This window comes from Streptomyces sp. NPDC107575 (assembly GCF_055657265.1).
The window spans coordinates 396,673-412,194 of record NZ_JBVKBG010000005.1; the positions used below are offsets into that span (position 1 = coordinate 396,673).

Here is a 15,522-nt window from a genome sequence, read left to right on the forward strand (position 1 = left end):
TCATCATGAGCTCAAGATTCACGCGGAGGTCGGTGCTCGCGGCCGCGCTCGCCGCCGGCGCCGCGAGCTGCACCCCGGGTACCGACGGTTCGGGCGCCGCGACGGGTGACACCGCGCCGGGCGGCGGCAACGGCGTTCCCGACCCCGCGAAGGCCGGGAACGTGACACTGCATGTGTGGGACCAGGAGGTCCGCGGCGGCACCAACGCCGAGATCGAGCAGCTCAACAAGGAGTTCCAGCACAAGTACCCGAACGTCACCATCAAGCGGGTCTCGCGGAGCTTCGCCGACCTCAAGACGACGCTCAAGCTGGCCCTGTCCGGCAACAACCCGCCCGATGTCGTCCAGGCCAACCAGGGCTACCCGGACATGGTGGCGTTCGTCGAGGCCGGCCTGCTCACACCGCTCGACAACTACGCGGGCCTCTACGAGTGGAACACCCGCTACCCGGCCACGCTCCTCAACCTCAACCGGGTCTCGCTCGCCGAGCCGGGCGCCTCCCGCCGCTTCGGGACCGGCCGCCTGTACGGGATCTCGCAGACCGGCGAGTTCGTCGGCCTCTACTACAACAAGAAGGTCCTGAAGCAGGCGGACGTCCAACCCCCGCGCACCTGGGCGGAGTTCATCGACAGCCTCGCGAAGCTCAAGAAGGCCGGTGAGCTGCCGATCCAGTTCGGCAACCTCGACAAGTGGCCCGCGATCCACACCTTCGGCATGCTCCAGGACCAGCAGGGCGCCGAGCAGGCCCGCGCCACCGTCCTCGGCAGCGGCGACGGCTTCGCCACCGACCGTACGACGAAGGCGGCCACCACGCTGACCGACTGGATGGATCGCGGCTACCTCCCCAAGGACGCCAACGGCCTCGGCTACGACGACGCCAACAAGAAGTTCATGGCCGGGCAGGGCGCATACACCATCACCGGCATCTGGATGCAGGCCGACCTGAAGAAGCAGCTCGGCGACGACCTCGGGATCATGCCTCCGCCGCCGCCCACGGCGAGCGGCAAGCCGGTCACCACCGGCGGCCAGGGCCTGGCCTGGTCGGTCACCTCCCGCTCCGCGCACCCCGACGTCGCGGCGGCGTACCTCGACTTCATCACCAGCGAGCACGCGGCGGACGTGATGACGCGGAACGGCGTGCTGCCGGCGGTCCCCGGAAAAGCGGCGGACGCCCTCGACCCGAAATCCCCCGACGGCCAAATGGTCGACGGTTGGCGCCGGTTGACGTCGGCGGACGGCCTGGTCCCGTACCTGGACTACGCGACACCCACGTTCTACGACACGAGTTCCGCGGCCCTCCAGGACCTCATCGCGGGCAAGACCTCGCCTCGGGACTTCGCCCGCAAGCTCCAGTCCGACTACGCCCCGTTCATCAAGAAGCAGCAGGGCAAGGGCGGTTCGGGAGCGTCGGGCTCGTGACCAAGAGTTCTCACACATCGGGCCGAGCGCCGGGCGAGCCCCGCGCCATCGGCTACCTGTACGTGCTGCCCGCGCTGGCGGTCTACGGACTGTTCCTCCTGTACCCGTTCGGCCAGACAGTGGGCCTGTCGTTCCTCCACTGGGACGGCCTGACCCGCGCCACGTCGGCCGGCCTGGACAACTACACGGCCCTCTTCACGGACCCGAGCCTGCGCGCCCCCTTCGCCCACGCGCTGATGCTGCTGCTGTTCTACGCGGCGCTGCCGGTGGCCATCGGCCTGCTGCTCGCGGCGACGATGTCCCGCATCCGGGTGCGCGGCCTGACCTTCTTCCGTACGGTGCTGTTCCTGCCGCAGGTCCTCGCGATGGTCGTCGTCGGTGTGGCCTGGCGCTCGATCCTGGCGCCCGACGGCCTGCTCAACGACGTGCTGCGCGGCGTCGGCCTCGACAGCCTGGCCCGTCCGTGGCTCGGCGACGACACATGGGCGCTGCCCGCCGTGGGCGTCGTCGGCACCTGGGTCATGACGGGCCTGTGCATGGTCCTCTTCCTGGCCGGGGCCCAGCGCATCCCGCGCGAACTGTACGAGGCGGCGCGGCTCGACGGAGCGGGCGCCGTACGCGAGTTCTTCGCGGTGACGCTCCCCGGTCTGCGCGGCGAGATCTCGGTCGCCCTGACGCTCACGATCATCGCGGGCCTGCGCAACTTCGACCTGATCTACATCACCACGGGCGGCGGCCCCGGCAACGCGACCTCCGTACCCGCCTACGAGGTGTACCACCGCGCCTTCGAACTGAACGAGGTCGGCTCCGCGGCCGCCATCGGCGTGGCGCTCACCGTCCTCATCTTCGCCCTGACCGTCACGGTCTCCCGTCTCGTCGAAGGGCGCCGCGCATGACCTCCCGCCTCGAACGCACGGCCACGTACGCGATCCTGGCGCTCTTCGCGGTCCTGGCCCTGACCCCCGTGATCGGCATCCTCTCCACGGCCCTCTCCTCCCCCGACGCGGTGGGCGGCGGCTTCGCCCTCCCGGACACCTTCCACTGGTCGAACTTCCAACAGGCCTGGCACCGCGGTCACTTCGGCACGTACCTCGGCAACTCGGCGCTGGTGACGGTGGCCGTGGTGACGGCAGCGACGGTGTTGTCCGTCCTGGCCGCGTACGCCTTCGGCACGATGCGGTTCCCCGGCTCGACGCTCCTCTTCTACCTGTTCGTCCTGGGCCTCACGCTCCCCCAGGAGGCCCTGGTCGTCCCGCTCTACTTCGACCTGCGGTACTTCCACCTCACGGACACCTACTGGGCGCTGATCCTGCCCCAGACCGCGCAGTCCCTGGCATTCGGCGTGTTCTGGATGCGCACGTACTTCAGGAACAGCACCCGCTCGGTCATCGAGGCGGCGCGCGTCGACGGCGCGGGTTCCTGGACCACCCTGTGGCGCATCCTCGTCCCGATGGGCCGCCCCGCCATCACCACGCTCGTCGTGATCACGTTCATGTGGACGTGGAACGAGTTCCTGATGGCCCTGGTCATGATCAGCGACGAGTCGCTCCGCACGGTCCCCCTGGGCCTGGCCTTCTTCCAGGGCCAGCAGAGCGCGGACACGACACTGCTCGCGGCGGCGTCGGTGCTGATCGCGTTGCCGGTGGTGGTCGTGTACGTAGCCTTGCAGCGGAAGTTCATCGAGGGGATGTTGAGCGGGGCGGTGAAGGAGTAAGGAGGGCGCCGTGTCGCACACGCTCGACCTGGAAGCGGTCCTGCGACTCATCGACGAACTGGTCGAGTGCGACGCGGACGTGAGAGTTCTCCTGGACCGCACCGCCGGGGCCCTCGGCCGCGTCGTCGGGGTCCGTACCGTGCGCGGCGAGGTCTGGACAGCTGCTCCCGACGGCCGTCCGACCGACGATGCCGAGCAGGTCGCTCCTGGCCGGGCGGCGGCGCGCGAGCTGCCCGGCACCGGTCAGGTATGGATCGACGCCACCGGCCTCCCGCTCACCGAAGCCGACACCGCGCTGCTGCTGCGCCGGCTCGGGATCGGCGTGAAGGTCGCTCTGCTGCGGCGTGTGCCGTCGGCTCATCCCGTCGCGGACGGCGCCGCGCTGCGGTCCGTCGTCGATGCCGGCGTCGACGCGGCGGAGCGGGCCCGTACGTGGGTCCGGTTCGGGCTGGGCGGGGCCTCGGTCGTCACCGTGTTCGCGCTGGCGGGACGGCCGGGGGCGGCCAGGGAGTTCGTCGACGGGCTGCGGGGCGTGGCGCCCGTCGTGCTGCACGCACCCATCGGCAACGTCGAGCTGGTGGTCGCGAAGGAGGCCGACCCCGATGACGTTCCCGGTGTGCCGGTCGGGGCCCGCGCGGCGTTCGCCGGGCCCTGTCCCGCCGCGGACGCGCCGCGGGCCTGGCAGCTGGCACGGACCGCGCTGCGGTTCGCCCGCCCCAGCACGCGGGCGCGTGGACCGTACGCCGTCGAGGAGGCGATGCTCGTCGACTCGGCCGGGCTCGGCGGGTACGCGCTGCTCGCGGAGACCTTGAGCGCCGAGCAGATCGCCCCCGTGCCCGATGTGCGGCAGCTCGGCCGCCTCGTCGACGACCACGGGGACGACATGCTGGTCTGCCTCGAAGCGGTCGCCGCCACCGACTCCGTGCGCAAGGCCGCCCGCCTCCTGCACCGGCACCACAACTCGGTCGCGTACCGGGTGGAACGCGCCCAGCGCTACCTCGGGTTCAGCTTCACCGAACCGTACGGGCGCACCCGGCTCTTCCTCGCCCTGGTGCTGCGACGGCTCCAGGAGTCCGGCGACCTCTTCCAGGCGGGCGGCACGGCGGGCGGGACAGATGGCTCGTCAACCGAGCCACCTGCCCAATGACGTGCGTCACACGTTCTGCCGATCCTGCTTGTGATCAGCCCAACCGAGCCCGGCAGTGCCGCCGGGGAGGAAGTGGTGACGCCCATGCCGCAGACCGAGCAGACTCCTCAGGCCCCCGAGACCGACCAGTACGACGCCATCGTCATCGGTGCCGGATTCGCCGGCATGTATCTCCTGCACCGGCTGCGCGACGACCTCGGCCTGCGGGTGCGGGTCTATGAGCGCGGTGGCGGCGTGGGCGGCACCTGGTACTGGAACCGGTATCCCGGCGCCCGGTGCGACGTCGAGTCGATGTTCTACTCGTACTCCTTCTCCGAGGAACTGGAGCAGGAGTGGGAGTGGACCGAGCGCTACCCGTCCCAGCCCGAGATCCTCCGCTACGCCGACCATGTCGCCGACCGCTTCGCGCTGCGCGGGGACATCGAGTTCAACACCTCGGTGCGGGGCGCCGCTTACGACGCGGAGGCCGACAACTGGACCGTGACACTGGAGGACGGGCGCCGCGCGAGCGCGTCGTACCTGGTCACGGCCGTCGGCTGTCTGTCCGCCTCCCGCGTGCCGGACTTCGACGGGCTCGACTCCTTCACCGGGCCCACGTTCCACACCGGCCGCTGGCCGCACGAGGGCGTCGACTTCAGCGGGCGGCACGTCGCCGTCATCGGCACCGGGTCCTCCGGCATCCAGGCCATCCCCGTGATCGCCGAGCAGGCCGCGCACGTCACCGTCTTCCAGCGCACCCCGAACTTCTCCGTCCCGGCCAACAACAGGCCGCTCGCACCCGACGAGCAGCGCCGTGTGAAGGCCGGTTACCGCGAGCTGCGCGCCGAGGCCCGCGCCTCGGCCTCCGGAGTCGTCGTCCCGCCGCCGCTCGGCAACGCGCTCGACCTCGACGAGGCCCGCCGCACCGCCGAGCTGGACCAGCGCTGGGCCTTCGGCGGCACCACCTTCATGGGCGCCTTCGAGGACACCGCGATCGACGCGTCGGCCAACCAGGTCTCGGCCGACTACGTACGGGACCGGATCCGCGCCGTCGTCGAGGACCCGTCCGTCGCCGAACTCCTCTGCCCGACCGACCACCCCATCGGCACCAAGCGCATCTGCGTCGACACCGGGTACTACGCCACGTACAACCGCGACAACGTGACCTTGATCGACCTGCGCGACAACCCGATCGAGCGCATCACACCCCACGGACTGCGGGTCGGCGGCGTCGACCACACCGTGGACGCCATCGTCTTCGCCACGGGGTACGACGCCATGACCGGGCCGCTCGACGGGATCGACATCCGCGGCCTCGACGGTGCCGCGCTGCGCGAGGAGTGGGCCGCCGGGCCGCGCACGTATCTCGGGGTCGCCTCGGCCGGCTTCCCGAACCTGTTCATGATCACCGCGCCGGGCAGCCCGTCCGTCCTCAGCAACATGATCGTCTCCATCGAGCAGCACGTGGACTGGATCACCGCCGCGATCGACCACGCGCGACGCACCGGCGTCGTCCGGTTCGAGGCCGAGCGCGACGCCCAGGACAAGTGGGTCGACCACGTCAACGGGGCGGCCGAGGAGACCCTCTATCCGCGGGCCGCCTCCTGGTACATGGGCGCCAACATCCCCGGAAAGCCCCGGATCTTCATGCCGTACGTCGGCGGTGTCGGCCCGTACCGGGACATCTGCGACGAGGTCGCCGAGGACGGCTACCGCGGCTTCGCCCTCACCCGCACCGCGGCCCGGACAACCGGCACCCGCCACCTGGTCGACCCCGAGATCGCGCCGCTCCTGGACGTCTTCCCACCGCTCGGCCTCGGCCCGGACACCCTGCCCCTGGCCCGTGAGGCCACGCGGGCCCCCGTGCCGGACGCGCCCGACCCGCAGGCGCTCCACCCGGACATCACCACGACCGAGCGGTGGATACCGGGCTTCGAGGACGGCGACCCCGAGGTGCGCGTCCTCCACTACGAGCCCAAGGACCGCCCCGCGTCCGCCGACACCGCCGCACTCGTGTGGATCCACGGCGGCGGCTACGTGCTCGGCTCGGCCGACGCCGACGAGATCCTTTGCCGTCGCATCGCCACGGAGACCGGCGTCCAGATCGTCTCGGTCGACTACCGGCTCGCCCCGGAGACCCGGGCACCCGGGCAGGTGCACGACTGCTACGCCGCGCTGCGCTGGGTGCACGCCCACGCCGCCGACCTCGGCGTCGACCGCGAACGGATCGTGATCGGCGGCGCGAGCGCGGGCGGCGGGCTCGCCGCGGCGCTCACGCTCCTGGCTCGCGACCGGGACGAGATACCCGTCTCGTTCCAGCTCCTCATCTATCCGATGCTCGACGACCGCACCTCCAGCACGGTCGACGCCCACCCGCACGCCGGCGAGTTCATCTGGACGCCGGCCGACAACCGCTTCGGCTGGGCGTCCCTGCTCGGTCACGAGCCGGGCGGGAGCGATGTCTCGCCGTATGCCGCCGCGGCCCGCGTCGAGTCGGTCACGGGTCTCCCGCCCACCTACCTCAGCGTCGGCGCGCTCGACCTGTTCCTGGAGGAGGACGTCGCGTACGCCACGCGCCTGGTCCGCGCCGGGGTGCCGACCGAACTGCACGTGTATCCGGGGGCGTACCACGCGTACGACATGGTGCCGGACGCGCGCGTGACCCAGGCGTACTTCCGTGACTTCATCGGGGCGCTGGGGCGGCACGTGAACGGGTGACCGAGTCAGGTCACTTCATGGCGCGGTCGAACTCCGCCTGATCCAGAGCCCGTTGGGGCAGCGGAGTCGGCCGGTCCCGGTCGTGGCGGAGGCCGTCCAGGAGCAGGGTGAGGTAGCGCTTCCAGAGGTCCGGGGTGACGGCGCGGCCCTGTTCGGCGGCGGCCATCAGCATGATGTGGATGAGCGGGACGTCGGTCGCCTCGACGTCGTCGCGCAGGCGGCCGGCCTGTTGGGCGCGGGTGAGGACCGCGGTCACGGCGGGAGTGAGCCGCTCCCGCATGTTGACCACGCGTCGCCTGTCGGGGCCGCCCTCCAGCAGGACGGTGCGCAGCCCCCGGTTGTCGGCGAAGTACTGTCCGGCGACCAGCAGGAGCTGCTCGAGGCCCGTCCAGGGGTCCTCGCACCGCGCCGCCTCCTCGGCCGCCTCGACCAGCCGCTCCACCTGGTCCTCGAAGACCGCCTCGATGAGCTCCTCGCGATCGGCGAAGCGCCGGTAGACGGTGCCGACACCGACGCCCGCGTGCCGCGCGATGTCGTCCAGCGTGACCTCCACGCCCCGCTCGGCGAACACCTCACGGGCGGAGGCGAGGATGCGCTGCCGATTGCGTTCGGCGTCGGCCCGCAAGGGGCGGGCGGGGGTGCTTCCGGAGGAGGTGGCACGGCGACTCATGTGCCCACTGTAGCGAGCCAGCCGGAGACACCTCCTCCAGTTGGTGTCACGTCGCGAAGAAGCTGTTCCGGGTGAGAAGGGTGACCGCCTCCAACTCGGGCAGCGGCGTTCCCTCGCGCTCCGGTCGCAGCACCACCGTGCCACTCTCCCCCGGCAGCAGCGTGAGCAGCGCCGTGTCCGCGCGCATGCCGGGGGCCTCGACGATCAGGTCGCCGATCGCGGCTCCCGCGGTGAGGTGCACGAGCGCGTGGTCCTCCTTCCGCTCGACGGAGTACTTGACGTCGGGGGCGGGCCAGCGGACGCCGTCGTCGCGCACGAAGACGTGGACGGCGCGGTCGGCTCCCGCGGTGTCCGCGACCACCAGTTCCTCGCGGCGTCGGCCCGCCTGGGTGATGAGGGGGCCGGCGGGGAGGGTGAGGACCGAGCGGGCCGGGACCGTGAACTCCCTTTCTGTTCGGGCCACTTCTCCGTCCTGGACGTGCACGCGCCGCAGTGCGAGGTCGCCCGTCCACGGCTCGTCGGTGTCGTTGACGAGGACGGCGCTCAGGCCCGCTTCCCTCGGCTGGAGCGTCACGAGGCGGTCGGCGAAGGCGCCGCGCACCGCGTACCAGGCGGGCTTGGGGCGGCCGCCGTGGTCGATCAGGGACCAGGACAGGGCGGGCCACACGTCGTTGAGCTGCCAGATCAGCGCCCCGGCCGTGCGCGGCCACCAGGAGCGGAAGTGTTCCACGGCGGTGCGCAGGGCGTGTGCCTGGTTGAGGCTGGTGGCCAGGTGCCAGCGGTCGGTGTCCGTGGCGATGGCGGCCGGGTCGGGGAAGCGGGCCTTCAAGCGGTCCACGAGGTGGCGCTCGCCGCCGGGCTGTTTCTGGTGTGCCAGGAGGGCCGGGTCGTCGGGGCGCGCGGGCAGTGTGCCGAGTGCCTCGGTCAGCGTCGCCCGGGTGGCCGGGGCCTGCCAGCCGAACTCGGCGGCGAAACGCGGGATCTGGTCGCGGTAGTGCGCGTAGTCGAGGAGGTTCCAGGTGTCCCAGAGGTGGGTCGGGCCGTCGCCGGGCACCTGCGGGTGGACGCCGGGCTCGCTCGCCACGGGGCTGTTCGCGACGTACACGGCGCCGGGCGCGTGCGCCCGGACGGCGGCCGGGAGCAGTTCGCGGTAGTAGCCCTCGCCCCAGGTGCGGTCCCTGATCTGGGCGCGCCAGCCCCAGTCCTCGTGTCCGAGCAGGCACTCGTTGGCGCCGTTCCAGACGACGACGCTCGGGTGGGCCGCGAGGCGCCGCACGACGTCGTCGGCCTCGGCCGCGACCTCCGAGCGCAGTGGCTCCTCCTCGGGGTAGGCGGCGCACGCGAACGCGAAGTCCTGCCAGATCAGGACGCCGCGCTCGTCGCACGCCGCGTAGAAGGCCCCGTCCTCGTAAATGCCGCCGCCCCAGACGCGCAGGGTGTTCATGTTGGCGGCGCAGGCCTGGTCGACGCGGGTCTCGTAGCGGGCGGGGGTGATACGGGAGACGAAGAGGTCGTCGGGGATCCAGTTGGCGCCCTTGCAGAACACCGGGCGGCCGTTGACCCGCAGCGTGAACGCGCGACCGTGCTCGTCGGCCGTCGTGTCGACGGCGATGTGCCGGAAGCCGACACGGTGGTGTGTCTCCTGGAGGACCTTGCTCCCCTCCCCCAGCAGGCGCACCGTCGCGTCGTACCGCGTGGGCGCGCCGTAGCCGCGCGGCCACCAGGGTTCGGGGCTCGGGACGTCAACGGCCAGCGTGCGGCGCCCTGTTGCGTCGATCGCGAAGCGTTCCGTGCGCCCCGCGACCGTGATCTCGGCCTCGCACGGGCCGCCCTCCACGTCGAGCCCGACGACGAGGCTTCCGCGCCGCAGGTCCTCGTCCAGGGTGGTGGTGACATCGACGTCCGCGCGGGCCGCCTCCCACATGTCGAGGCGTACGTCCCGCCAGATCCCGGCGGTGACGAGCGTCGGCCCCCAGTCCCAGCCGCCCTCGCAGGCCATCGTGCGCAGTTCGTTGTACGGGTACGACCAGTCGTACGGCAGCGGGTCGTCGCCCGCCGACTCCTGCATGGCCCGCGCGGACGAGGCGAAGCGCACGGTCAGCTCGTTCGTACCAGGCCGTACGGCGTCGGTCACGTCGAAGCGGTAACGGCGGTGCATGTTACGGGTGTTGCCGACCTCCGTGCCGTTCACGAGGACCGTCGCGATCGTCTGGAGCCCGTCGAGGACGAGGTGCACGCGCGAGCCGTCGGGCCGGGCGTCCAGGTCGAACTCTCTGCTGTACTCCCAGTCCGCGAGCCCGACCCACTGCAGCTCCGCCTCGTTCGTGCCGAGGAACGGGTCGGGGATGACCCCGGCCCGCATCAGGTCGGTGTGTGCGCATCCCGGTACGACCGCCGGGACCTCGATGTCACCGCTGCCGCCGGCGGAACGCAGCGTCCAGCCCTCACCCGTCAGTTCCACGATCCCCTGCCCTCTCATGCGTCCGGCCGATCCGTGGGCGCCCGATAGCCCTCGGGGACCCGCGGCAGCTCCCGCACCCCCGTGTCGAAGACCTCGACGGACTCCAACATCGCACCCTCGCCGTCGACTTCGACACTCAGCTCGGCGGCCGTCACCCGCCCGGTGAGGTGGATGCGTCCGGAGCCCACGGTCAGTCCCTCGGCGAGGACACGGTCGCCCGCCCGCACCACATGGCGTACGACGCGCTGCCCGCCGGTGAGGTCCTCGCGCAGCCGGACGTGGTCGAAGGTGACCGGTTCACCGAAGGCAGCCGTCCAGGTGTCGCCGCGGGTCGGCTCGGCGGTGGCGGTCGGCGTACCGAAGCGGCGTGCCACCTCCGCACCGAACTCCGCCGCCCGCGCCGCATCGGCGTCCGGGATCCGGCCGCGTGTGTCGGGCGGCAGGTTGAGCAGGAGGTTCGCGCCGAGGCCCACGGAGCGGTAGTGGATGGCGAGGAGGTGCTCGAGGGACTTGGGTTCGTCGTCCGGGTGCCAGAACCAGCCGCGCCGGATCGACACGTCGCACTCCGGCGGCAGGTAGAGCGACTCCGCGAACTCGGCTGTGACGACGGTGTAGTTGCTCATCTGGGTGTGGTCGACGACGTACTCGACGGGGTCGGCCGCGAGCCCGTCCTCGTTGCCCACCCAGCGGATCGTCGGGTCGCCCATGTTGAACACCATGGCGTCCGGCTGGTGCTTGCGGGCGACGGCCATGATGGCGGTCCAGTCGTACTCGTAGCCGTCCGAGCCCGCGCCGTCGAACCACAGCTCCATCAGCGGCCCGTACGAGGTGCACAGCTCGCGGATCTGCTCGGTGTAGAGCTTGGTGTACGCGGCCGGGTCGGCGTACTCGGGCGCGTGCCGGTCCCACGGGGAGAGGTACACGCCGAAGCCGAGCCCGGCCGCCCGGCAGGCCTCCGCCAGTTCGCCGACGACATCGCCCTTCCCGTCCTTCCACGGCGAGGAGGCGACGGAGTAGTCGGTGGTCTTCGTGGGCCACAGGCAGAAGCCGTCGTGGTGCTTCGCGGTGATGATCGCGTAGCGGGCCCCGGCCGCGCGGGCGGTGGCGACCCACTGTTCGGCGTCGAGGTCGGTGGGGTCGAAGGACGAGGCCGGGAGGGTGCCGTCGCTCCACTCCTGGCCGTGGAAGGTGTTGATGCCGAAGTGGAAGAAGGCTCCCGTGCCGGCGCGCTGCCAGGCGAGTTGGTGCGGTGTCGGTACGAGGGGGGCGTCGGATCGCAACGCGGGTCCTTTCGGGGGTGGTACGGGTCGGCCTCAGAGCCTTGTGTCGAGGCCCGGCTCTCGGGCGTACTGCTCGTCCTGCGCCCAGCAGTGCACCCAGTGGCTGTCGTCGACATGGGTCCTGGCCGGGAAGGCCGTGGCACAGATCGGCTTGGCCAGGGGGCAGCGGGTGCGGAAGCGGCAGCCGGAGGGCGGGTCGACGAGGCTCGGTGGTTCGCCGAGGGTCTCCTCGTCGTCGGCGACATCCGGTTCGTCGAGGAAGCCGCCGCGGTCCGGGTCGGGCGCCGACTCCAACAGGAGCTTGGTGTACGGGTGTTGGGGGTTGGCCACGAGTTCGTCGCCGGGTCCGGACTCGACGAGCTGACCCGCGTACAGGACCTTGATCTCGTCGGCGAAGTAGCGGGCGCTGGCGATGTCGTGGGTGATGTAGAGGATCGCCAGGCCCTCGTCGTCGCGGAGTCTGCCGAGCAGGTTGAGGATGTCGAGGCGGATCGAGACGTCCAGCATGGAGATCGGTTCGTCGCCGAGCAGGACCTTCGGGCGGGCCGCGAGAGCGCGGGCGATGGCGATGCGCTGGCGCTGGCCGCCGGAGAGCTCGTAGGGGAACTTGTCGATGAACTGGTCGGCCGGTGTGAGGTTGACGCGTTCGAGGAGCTGGAGGATCTGGCGTTCCGTGTCCTCGGCGCCGGACGTGAGGCCGTGCAGTTTGAGGGGGCGGCTGAGGATGTAGCGGATCTTGTGGACGGGGCTGAGCGAGGAGAACGGGTCCTGGAAGATCATCTGGACCTGGCGGTAGTACGCGCGCTTCGCCTTCGCCGTGCGCGCCTTCTTGACGACGTCGCCGTCGAGGCGGATCTCGCCCTCGGTGGGCGGGTAGGCGAGCGCGAGCATCCGGGCGAGCGTGGACTTTCCGCTGCCGGACTCGCCGACGAGCGCGGTGATGCGGCCCTTGTGCAGGGCGAGCGAGGTCGGCTCGACGGCCTTGACCTCCTTGCCGTGGCCGCCGGGCCCGTGCATCGGGAAGCGCTTGACGACCTCGCGGGCCTCCAGGACCGGGAGCGTCTCAGGTACGGGCATGACGGTCCTCGGCTTCCGGGGTGGTGGCGGGGTTCCGGTGGAGATGGCAGGCGACGTCTCCGGTGTCGTCGCCGAGCTGCAGCAGGACGGGTTCCTCGCGGTCGCAGGCGTCGACGCGCTGGGCGCAGCGCGGGTGGAAGGAGCAGCCCGGCGGCGGGGTGCGCAGGCCCGGCGGCGAGCCGGGGATGCCGGTGATCTCGCGGCGCTCGCCGTGCAGCGGAGGGAAGGCGCCGCGCAGCGCGGTGGTGTACGGGTGTCGGGGGTCTTCGTAGAGGCGGCGCGGGGGCCCCGTCTCCACGATCTTGCCCGCGTACATGACGGCGATCCGGTCGGCGATCTCGATGAGCAGCGACAGATCGTGGGTGATGAAGACGACCGAGAAACCCAACTCTCGCTTGAGGCGTGCCACTTGGCGCAGGATCTGGCGCTGCATGACGACGTCGACGGCGGTCGTCGGCTCGTCCATGACGACGAGGTCGGGTTCGCAGGCGAGCGCGAGGGCGATGGTGGCGCGCTGGCGCATGCCGCCGGACAGCTCGTGGGCGTAGGAGCGCAGCCGGTCGGCGGGGATCCCGACCATGCCCAGCAGCTCCCCCGCCCGCTCCCACGCGGCCTTCTTCGACAGGCCGCGGTGTTTGCGCAGGACGTCGGCGAACTGGGTGCCGAGGCGGAGCACGGGGTTGAGGGCGTTCATCGCGCTCTGGAAGACGATCGCCATCTTCTCCCAGCGCAGGGCGGCCAGTTGACGCTCGGTCAGGCGCAGGATGTCGGCGTTGTCGGCGCCGTCGTGGCCGTGCAGGATCACCGAGCCCGCGGTGGTGACGGCCGGCGGTCGTTCCAGGCGGGTCATGGCGGTGACCAGGGTGGACTTTCCGCAGCCGCTCTCGCCGACGATGCCGAGGGTCTCGCCGCGGCGCAGCGTGAGGTCGACGCCGCGCACGGCGTGCACGGGGTTCTCCTGGTCGAAGTAGTCGACGTGCAGGTCGCGGACGGTGAGAAGGGGGGCGCCGGTCACGAGGTGACCTCCTTGACGGGTGCGGCCTTGAGGGACTCGGTGGCGTCGCCCGCGCCGACGCGGGCGGCGCGGGCCCGCATCCGTACCTGCTTGGAGGGCTTGCGCAGGCGGGGGTTGGACACCTCGTCGATGCCGAAGTTGATGAGTCCGGCGGCGACGCCGACCAGGGCGATGCACGCGCCCGGCGGGACGAACCACCACCAGGCGCCGCGGGTGAGCGCGGAGCCGTTCTGCGCCCAGTACAGCATCGATCCCCAGCTGGTGATGTTGATGTTGCCGAGACCCATGAAGGACAGGCCGGCGTCGGCGAACATCGAGCCGACGACCGCGCCGAGGAAGCTGACGGAGATCAGCGGGGCGAGGGACGGGATGAGTTCGCGGGTGATGACGCCCCAGCGGCTCTCGCCGGTCATCTCGGCGGCGGCCACGAAGTCGCGGTGGCGAAGGGACAGGGTCTGCGCCCGCTTCTGCCGCGCGGCCCACGGCCATGCGGTGAGGCCGATGACGAGGGCGACGGTGAGCCAGCCGCCGCGCCCCTGCACATAGCTCGCGACGATGATGAGGAGCGGCATGCCGGGGATGACGAGGAAGATGTTGGTGGCGACGGTCAGGAGCGAGTCCGCCCGCCCGCCGAGATAGCCGCCCGCGACGCCGACCAGGACCGAGAGCACCGTGGTGACGACACCCGCGACGAGCCCGACGAGCAGCGAGATGCGGCTGCCGACGACGAGCTGCGCGAAGACGTCCTCGCCGTTGGCCGTGGTGCCCAGCAGATGTGCACCGGAGGGCGGCTGCATCGAGCCGCTGGTGTCGACGTCGCCGGGCTGGAGCCCCATCAGGTTCTCCACGACGAACGGGCCGAGGGCCGCGAGCAGGGCGAAGAACACGATGATGGCGATCCCGACGCGGACCTTGAGGTTCCCGGGCAGCTTCGGCAGCCGCCGCCGGGCGCGTACCGACTTCGTCATGAGCGGGTCTCCCTCGCGCGCGGGTCGATCAGTCCGTACACCGAGTCCGCGATGAAGTTCGCGGCGAGCACGGTGAGCGAGACGATCAGGAACAGGGCCTGCATCAGCGGGTAGTCGACGCTGGAGACGGCCTGGTAGAGCAGATAGCCCACCCCCGGGTACGAGAAGACGATCTCCACGAGGATCTGGCCGCTGACGGCGGAGCCGATGGTGAGGGCGAAGCCGGCGACGCTGGGCAGGACCGCGTTGCGGGCCGCGTACTGGAACATCACGCGGGCCTTGGACAGGCCCTTGGCGCGGGCGAGGAGCACGTAGTCCTCGGACACGGTCGTCACCATCATGTTCCGCATGCCGACCAGCCAGCCGCCGAACGAGGCGACGACCATCGTCACGGCGGGCAGGATGCCGTGCTCCAGGACGCTCATCAGGAACGGGCCGTTGAAGGCGACCGCCATGTCACCGTCGTACGCGCCGCTGATCGGCAGCCAGTTCAGCTGCACGCCGAACGCCATGACCAGCAGCAGGGCGACCCAGAAGAAGGGCAGCGCGCCGAGGAACATCGAGGCGGGCGTGATGAAGGAGTCGAAGCGCGAGCCGACGCGGGAGCCGGCGAGGACGCCCATCGCGGTGCCGATGACGAACGCGAGCACGGCGGTCAGGCCGACGAGTCCGATGGTCCAGGGAAGCCCGGAGCGGATCACTTCCCACACGGGCGTCGGGTAGTAGGCGACCGACGCCCCGAAGTCGAAGTGGGCGATCTGGCCGAGGTAGGTGACGTACTGGTCCCACAGCGGCGCGCCGGGCGCGCCGAACAGCCGGTAGATGCTGGTGACCTGCTCGGCGGACAGGTTCTGCTTCTGCTGCATCTGCGAGATGAGCGCCGAGGCGGGGTCGCCCGGCATCACGCGCGGAATGAGGAAGTTGAGGGTGACGGCGACGGCGGCGGCACCGATGTAGAAGCCGAGGCGCCGCAGGAAATAGCGGGCGGCACCGAACCTGGCGGCCGCCGAGCGCCGGGCGGGTGGCGGGGCCTCCGCGGTGGCGGGGGTGAGGGCGGGGGCGGTGGCCATGGCGG

The 15,522-nt window shown here is 71.2% G+C and carries 12 protein-coding genes; 5 read left to right on the forward strand and 7 right to left on the reverse strand.

Annotated features, from left to right (window positions below):
- Positions 1-5: 5 nt before the first annotated feature.
- The 5 genes from ACZ7L4_RS26600 to ACZ7L4_RS26620 all read left to right on the forward strand — a co-directional run bounded on the left by ACZ7L4_RS26600 (position 6) and on the right by ACZ7L4_RS26620 (position 6,976).
- Positions 6-1,418: an extracellular solute-binding protein gene (locus ACZ7L4_RS26600; protein WP_472106330.1), complete on the forward strand. Its 1,413-nt coding sequence runs from the start codon at positions 6-8 to the stop codon at positions 1,416-1,418.
- Positions 1,415-2,314, forward strand: coding sequence for a carbohydrate ABC transporter permease (locus ACZ7L4_RS26605; protein ID WP_472106331.1), 900 nt, complete (start codon positions 1,415-1,417; stop codon positions 2,312-2,314). The genes ACZ7L4_RS26600 and ACZ7L4_RS26605 overlap by 4 nt, the downstream gene beginning before the upstream one ends.
- Positions 2,311-3,132: a carbohydrate ABC transporter permease gene (locus ACZ7L4_RS26610; RefSeq protein ID WP_472106333.1), complete on the forward strand. Its 822-nt coding sequence runs from the start codon at positions 2,311-2,313 to the stop codon at positions 3,130-3,132. The genes ACZ7L4_RS26605 and ACZ7L4_RS26610 overlap by 4 nt, the downstream gene beginning before the upstream one ends.
- Positions 3,133-3,142: 10 nt before the next feature.
- Entirely contained in the window at positions 3,143-4,279 is a 1,137-nt protein-coding gene (locus tag ACZ7L4_RS26615; protein ID WP_472106335.1) for a helix-turn-helix domain-containing protein, read from the forward strand.
- Positions 4,280-4,363: 84 nt separating this feature from the next.
- Entirely contained in the window at positions 4,364-6,976 is a 2,613-nt protein-coding gene (locus ACZ7L4_RS26620; protein ID WP_472106337.1) for a flavin-containing monooxygenase, read from the forward strand.
- 10 nt (positions 6,977-6,986) lie between these two features.
- Here ACZ7L4_RS26620 and ACZ7L4_RS26625 read toward each other — a convergent pair whose 3' ends face one another.
- From ACZ7L4_RS26625 to ACZ7L4_RS26655, 7 genes are read right to left on the reverse strand one after another with little or no spacing between them, the layout of a single operon-like run.
- A complete protein-coding gene (locus ACZ7L4_RS26625; protein ID WP_472106339.1) occupies positions 6,987-7,646 on the reverse strand; it encodes a TetR/AcrR family transcriptional regulator in 660 nt (219 codons plus the stop codon).
- A 46-nt stretch (positions 7,647-7,692) separates the two neighbouring features.
- Complete coding sequence (locus ACZ7L4_RS26630) at positions 7,693-10,125, reverse strand: glycoside hydrolase family 2 protein (RefSeq protein ID WP_472106340.1); 2,433 nt, start codon at positions 10,123-10,125, stop codon at positions 7,693-7,695.
- Positions 10,122-11,387: an alpha-L-fucosidase gene (locus tag ACZ7L4_RS26635; protein ID WP_472106342.1), complete on the reverse strand. Its 1,266-nt coding sequence runs from the start codon at positions 11,385-11,387 to the stop codon at positions 10,122-10,124. Before ACZ7L4_RS26635 ends, ACZ7L4_RS26630 begins: the two co-directional genes overlap by 4 nt.
- A 33-nt stretch (positions 11,388-11,420) precedes the next feature.
- Entirely contained in the window at positions 11,421-12,464 is a 1,044-nt protein-coding gene (locus tag ACZ7L4_RS26640; protein ID WP_472106344.1) for an ABC transporter ATP-binding protein, read from the reverse strand.
- Positions 12,451-13,479, reverse strand: a complete 1,029-nt coding sequence (locus ACZ7L4_RS26645) for an ABC transporter ATP-binding protein (RefSeq protein WP_472106346.1) — start codon at positions 13,477-13,479, stop codon at positions 12,451-12,453. The genes ACZ7L4_RS26640 and ACZ7L4_RS26645 overlap by 14 nt, the downstream gene beginning before the upstream one ends.
- On the reverse strand, positions 13,476-14,447 hold the full coding sequence (locus tag ACZ7L4_RS26650) for an ABC transporter permease (protein ID WP_472106348.1): 972 nt from the start codon (positions 14,445-14,447) through the stop codon (positions 13,476-13,478). Before ACZ7L4_RS26650 ends, ACZ7L4_RS26645 begins: the two co-directional genes overlap by 4 nt.
- On the reverse strand, positions 14,444-15,517 hold the full coding sequence (locus tag ACZ7L4_RS26655; RefSeq protein WP_472106349.1) for an ABC transporter permease: 1,074 nt from the start codon (positions 15,515-15,517) through the stop codon (positions 14,444-14,446). The genes ACZ7L4_RS26650 and ACZ7L4_RS26655 overlap by 4 nt, the downstream gene beginning before the upstream one ends.
- Between the last annotated feature and the right edge of the window lie 5 nt (positions 15,518-15,522).

Excerpts from the sequence above, each read along its gene's own strand:
- ACZ7L4_RS26600 (WP_472106330.1), top strand. The coding sequence starts at position 6 with ATGAGCTCAAGATTCACGCGGAGGTCGGTGCTCGCGGCCGCGCTCGCC.
- ACZ7L4_RS26610 (WP_472106333.1), top strand. The coding sequence starts at position 2,311 with ATGACCTCCCGCCTCGAACGCACGGCCACGTACGCGATCCTGGCGCTC.
- ACZ7L4_RS26620 (WP_472106337.1), top strand. The coding sequence starts at position 4,364 with ATGCCGCAGACCGAGCAGACTCCTCAGGCCCCCGAGACCGACCAGTAC.
- ACZ7L4_RS26625 (WP_472106339.1), bottom strand. The coding sequence starts at position 7,646 with ATGAGTCGCCGTGCCACCTCCTCCGGAAGCACCCCCGCCCGCCCCTTG.
- ACZ7L4_RS26630 (WP_472106340.1), bottom strand. The coding sequence starts at position 10,125 with ATGAGAGGGCAGGGGATCGTGGAACTGACGGGTGAGGGCTGGACGCTG.
- ACZ7L4_RS26640 (WP_472106344.1), bottom strand. The coding sequence starts at position 12,464 with ATGCCCGTACCTGAGACGCTCCCGGTCCTGGAGGCCCGCGAGGTCGTC.
- ACZ7L4_RS26650 (WP_472106348.1), bottom strand. The coding sequence starts at position 14,447 with ATGACGAAGTCGGTACGCGCCCGGCGGCGGCTGCCGAAGCTGCCCGGG.
- ACZ7L4_RS26655 (WP_472106349.1), bottom strand. The coding sequence starts at position 15,517 with ATGGCCACCGCCCCCGCCCTCACCCCCGCCACCGCGGAGGCCCCGCCA.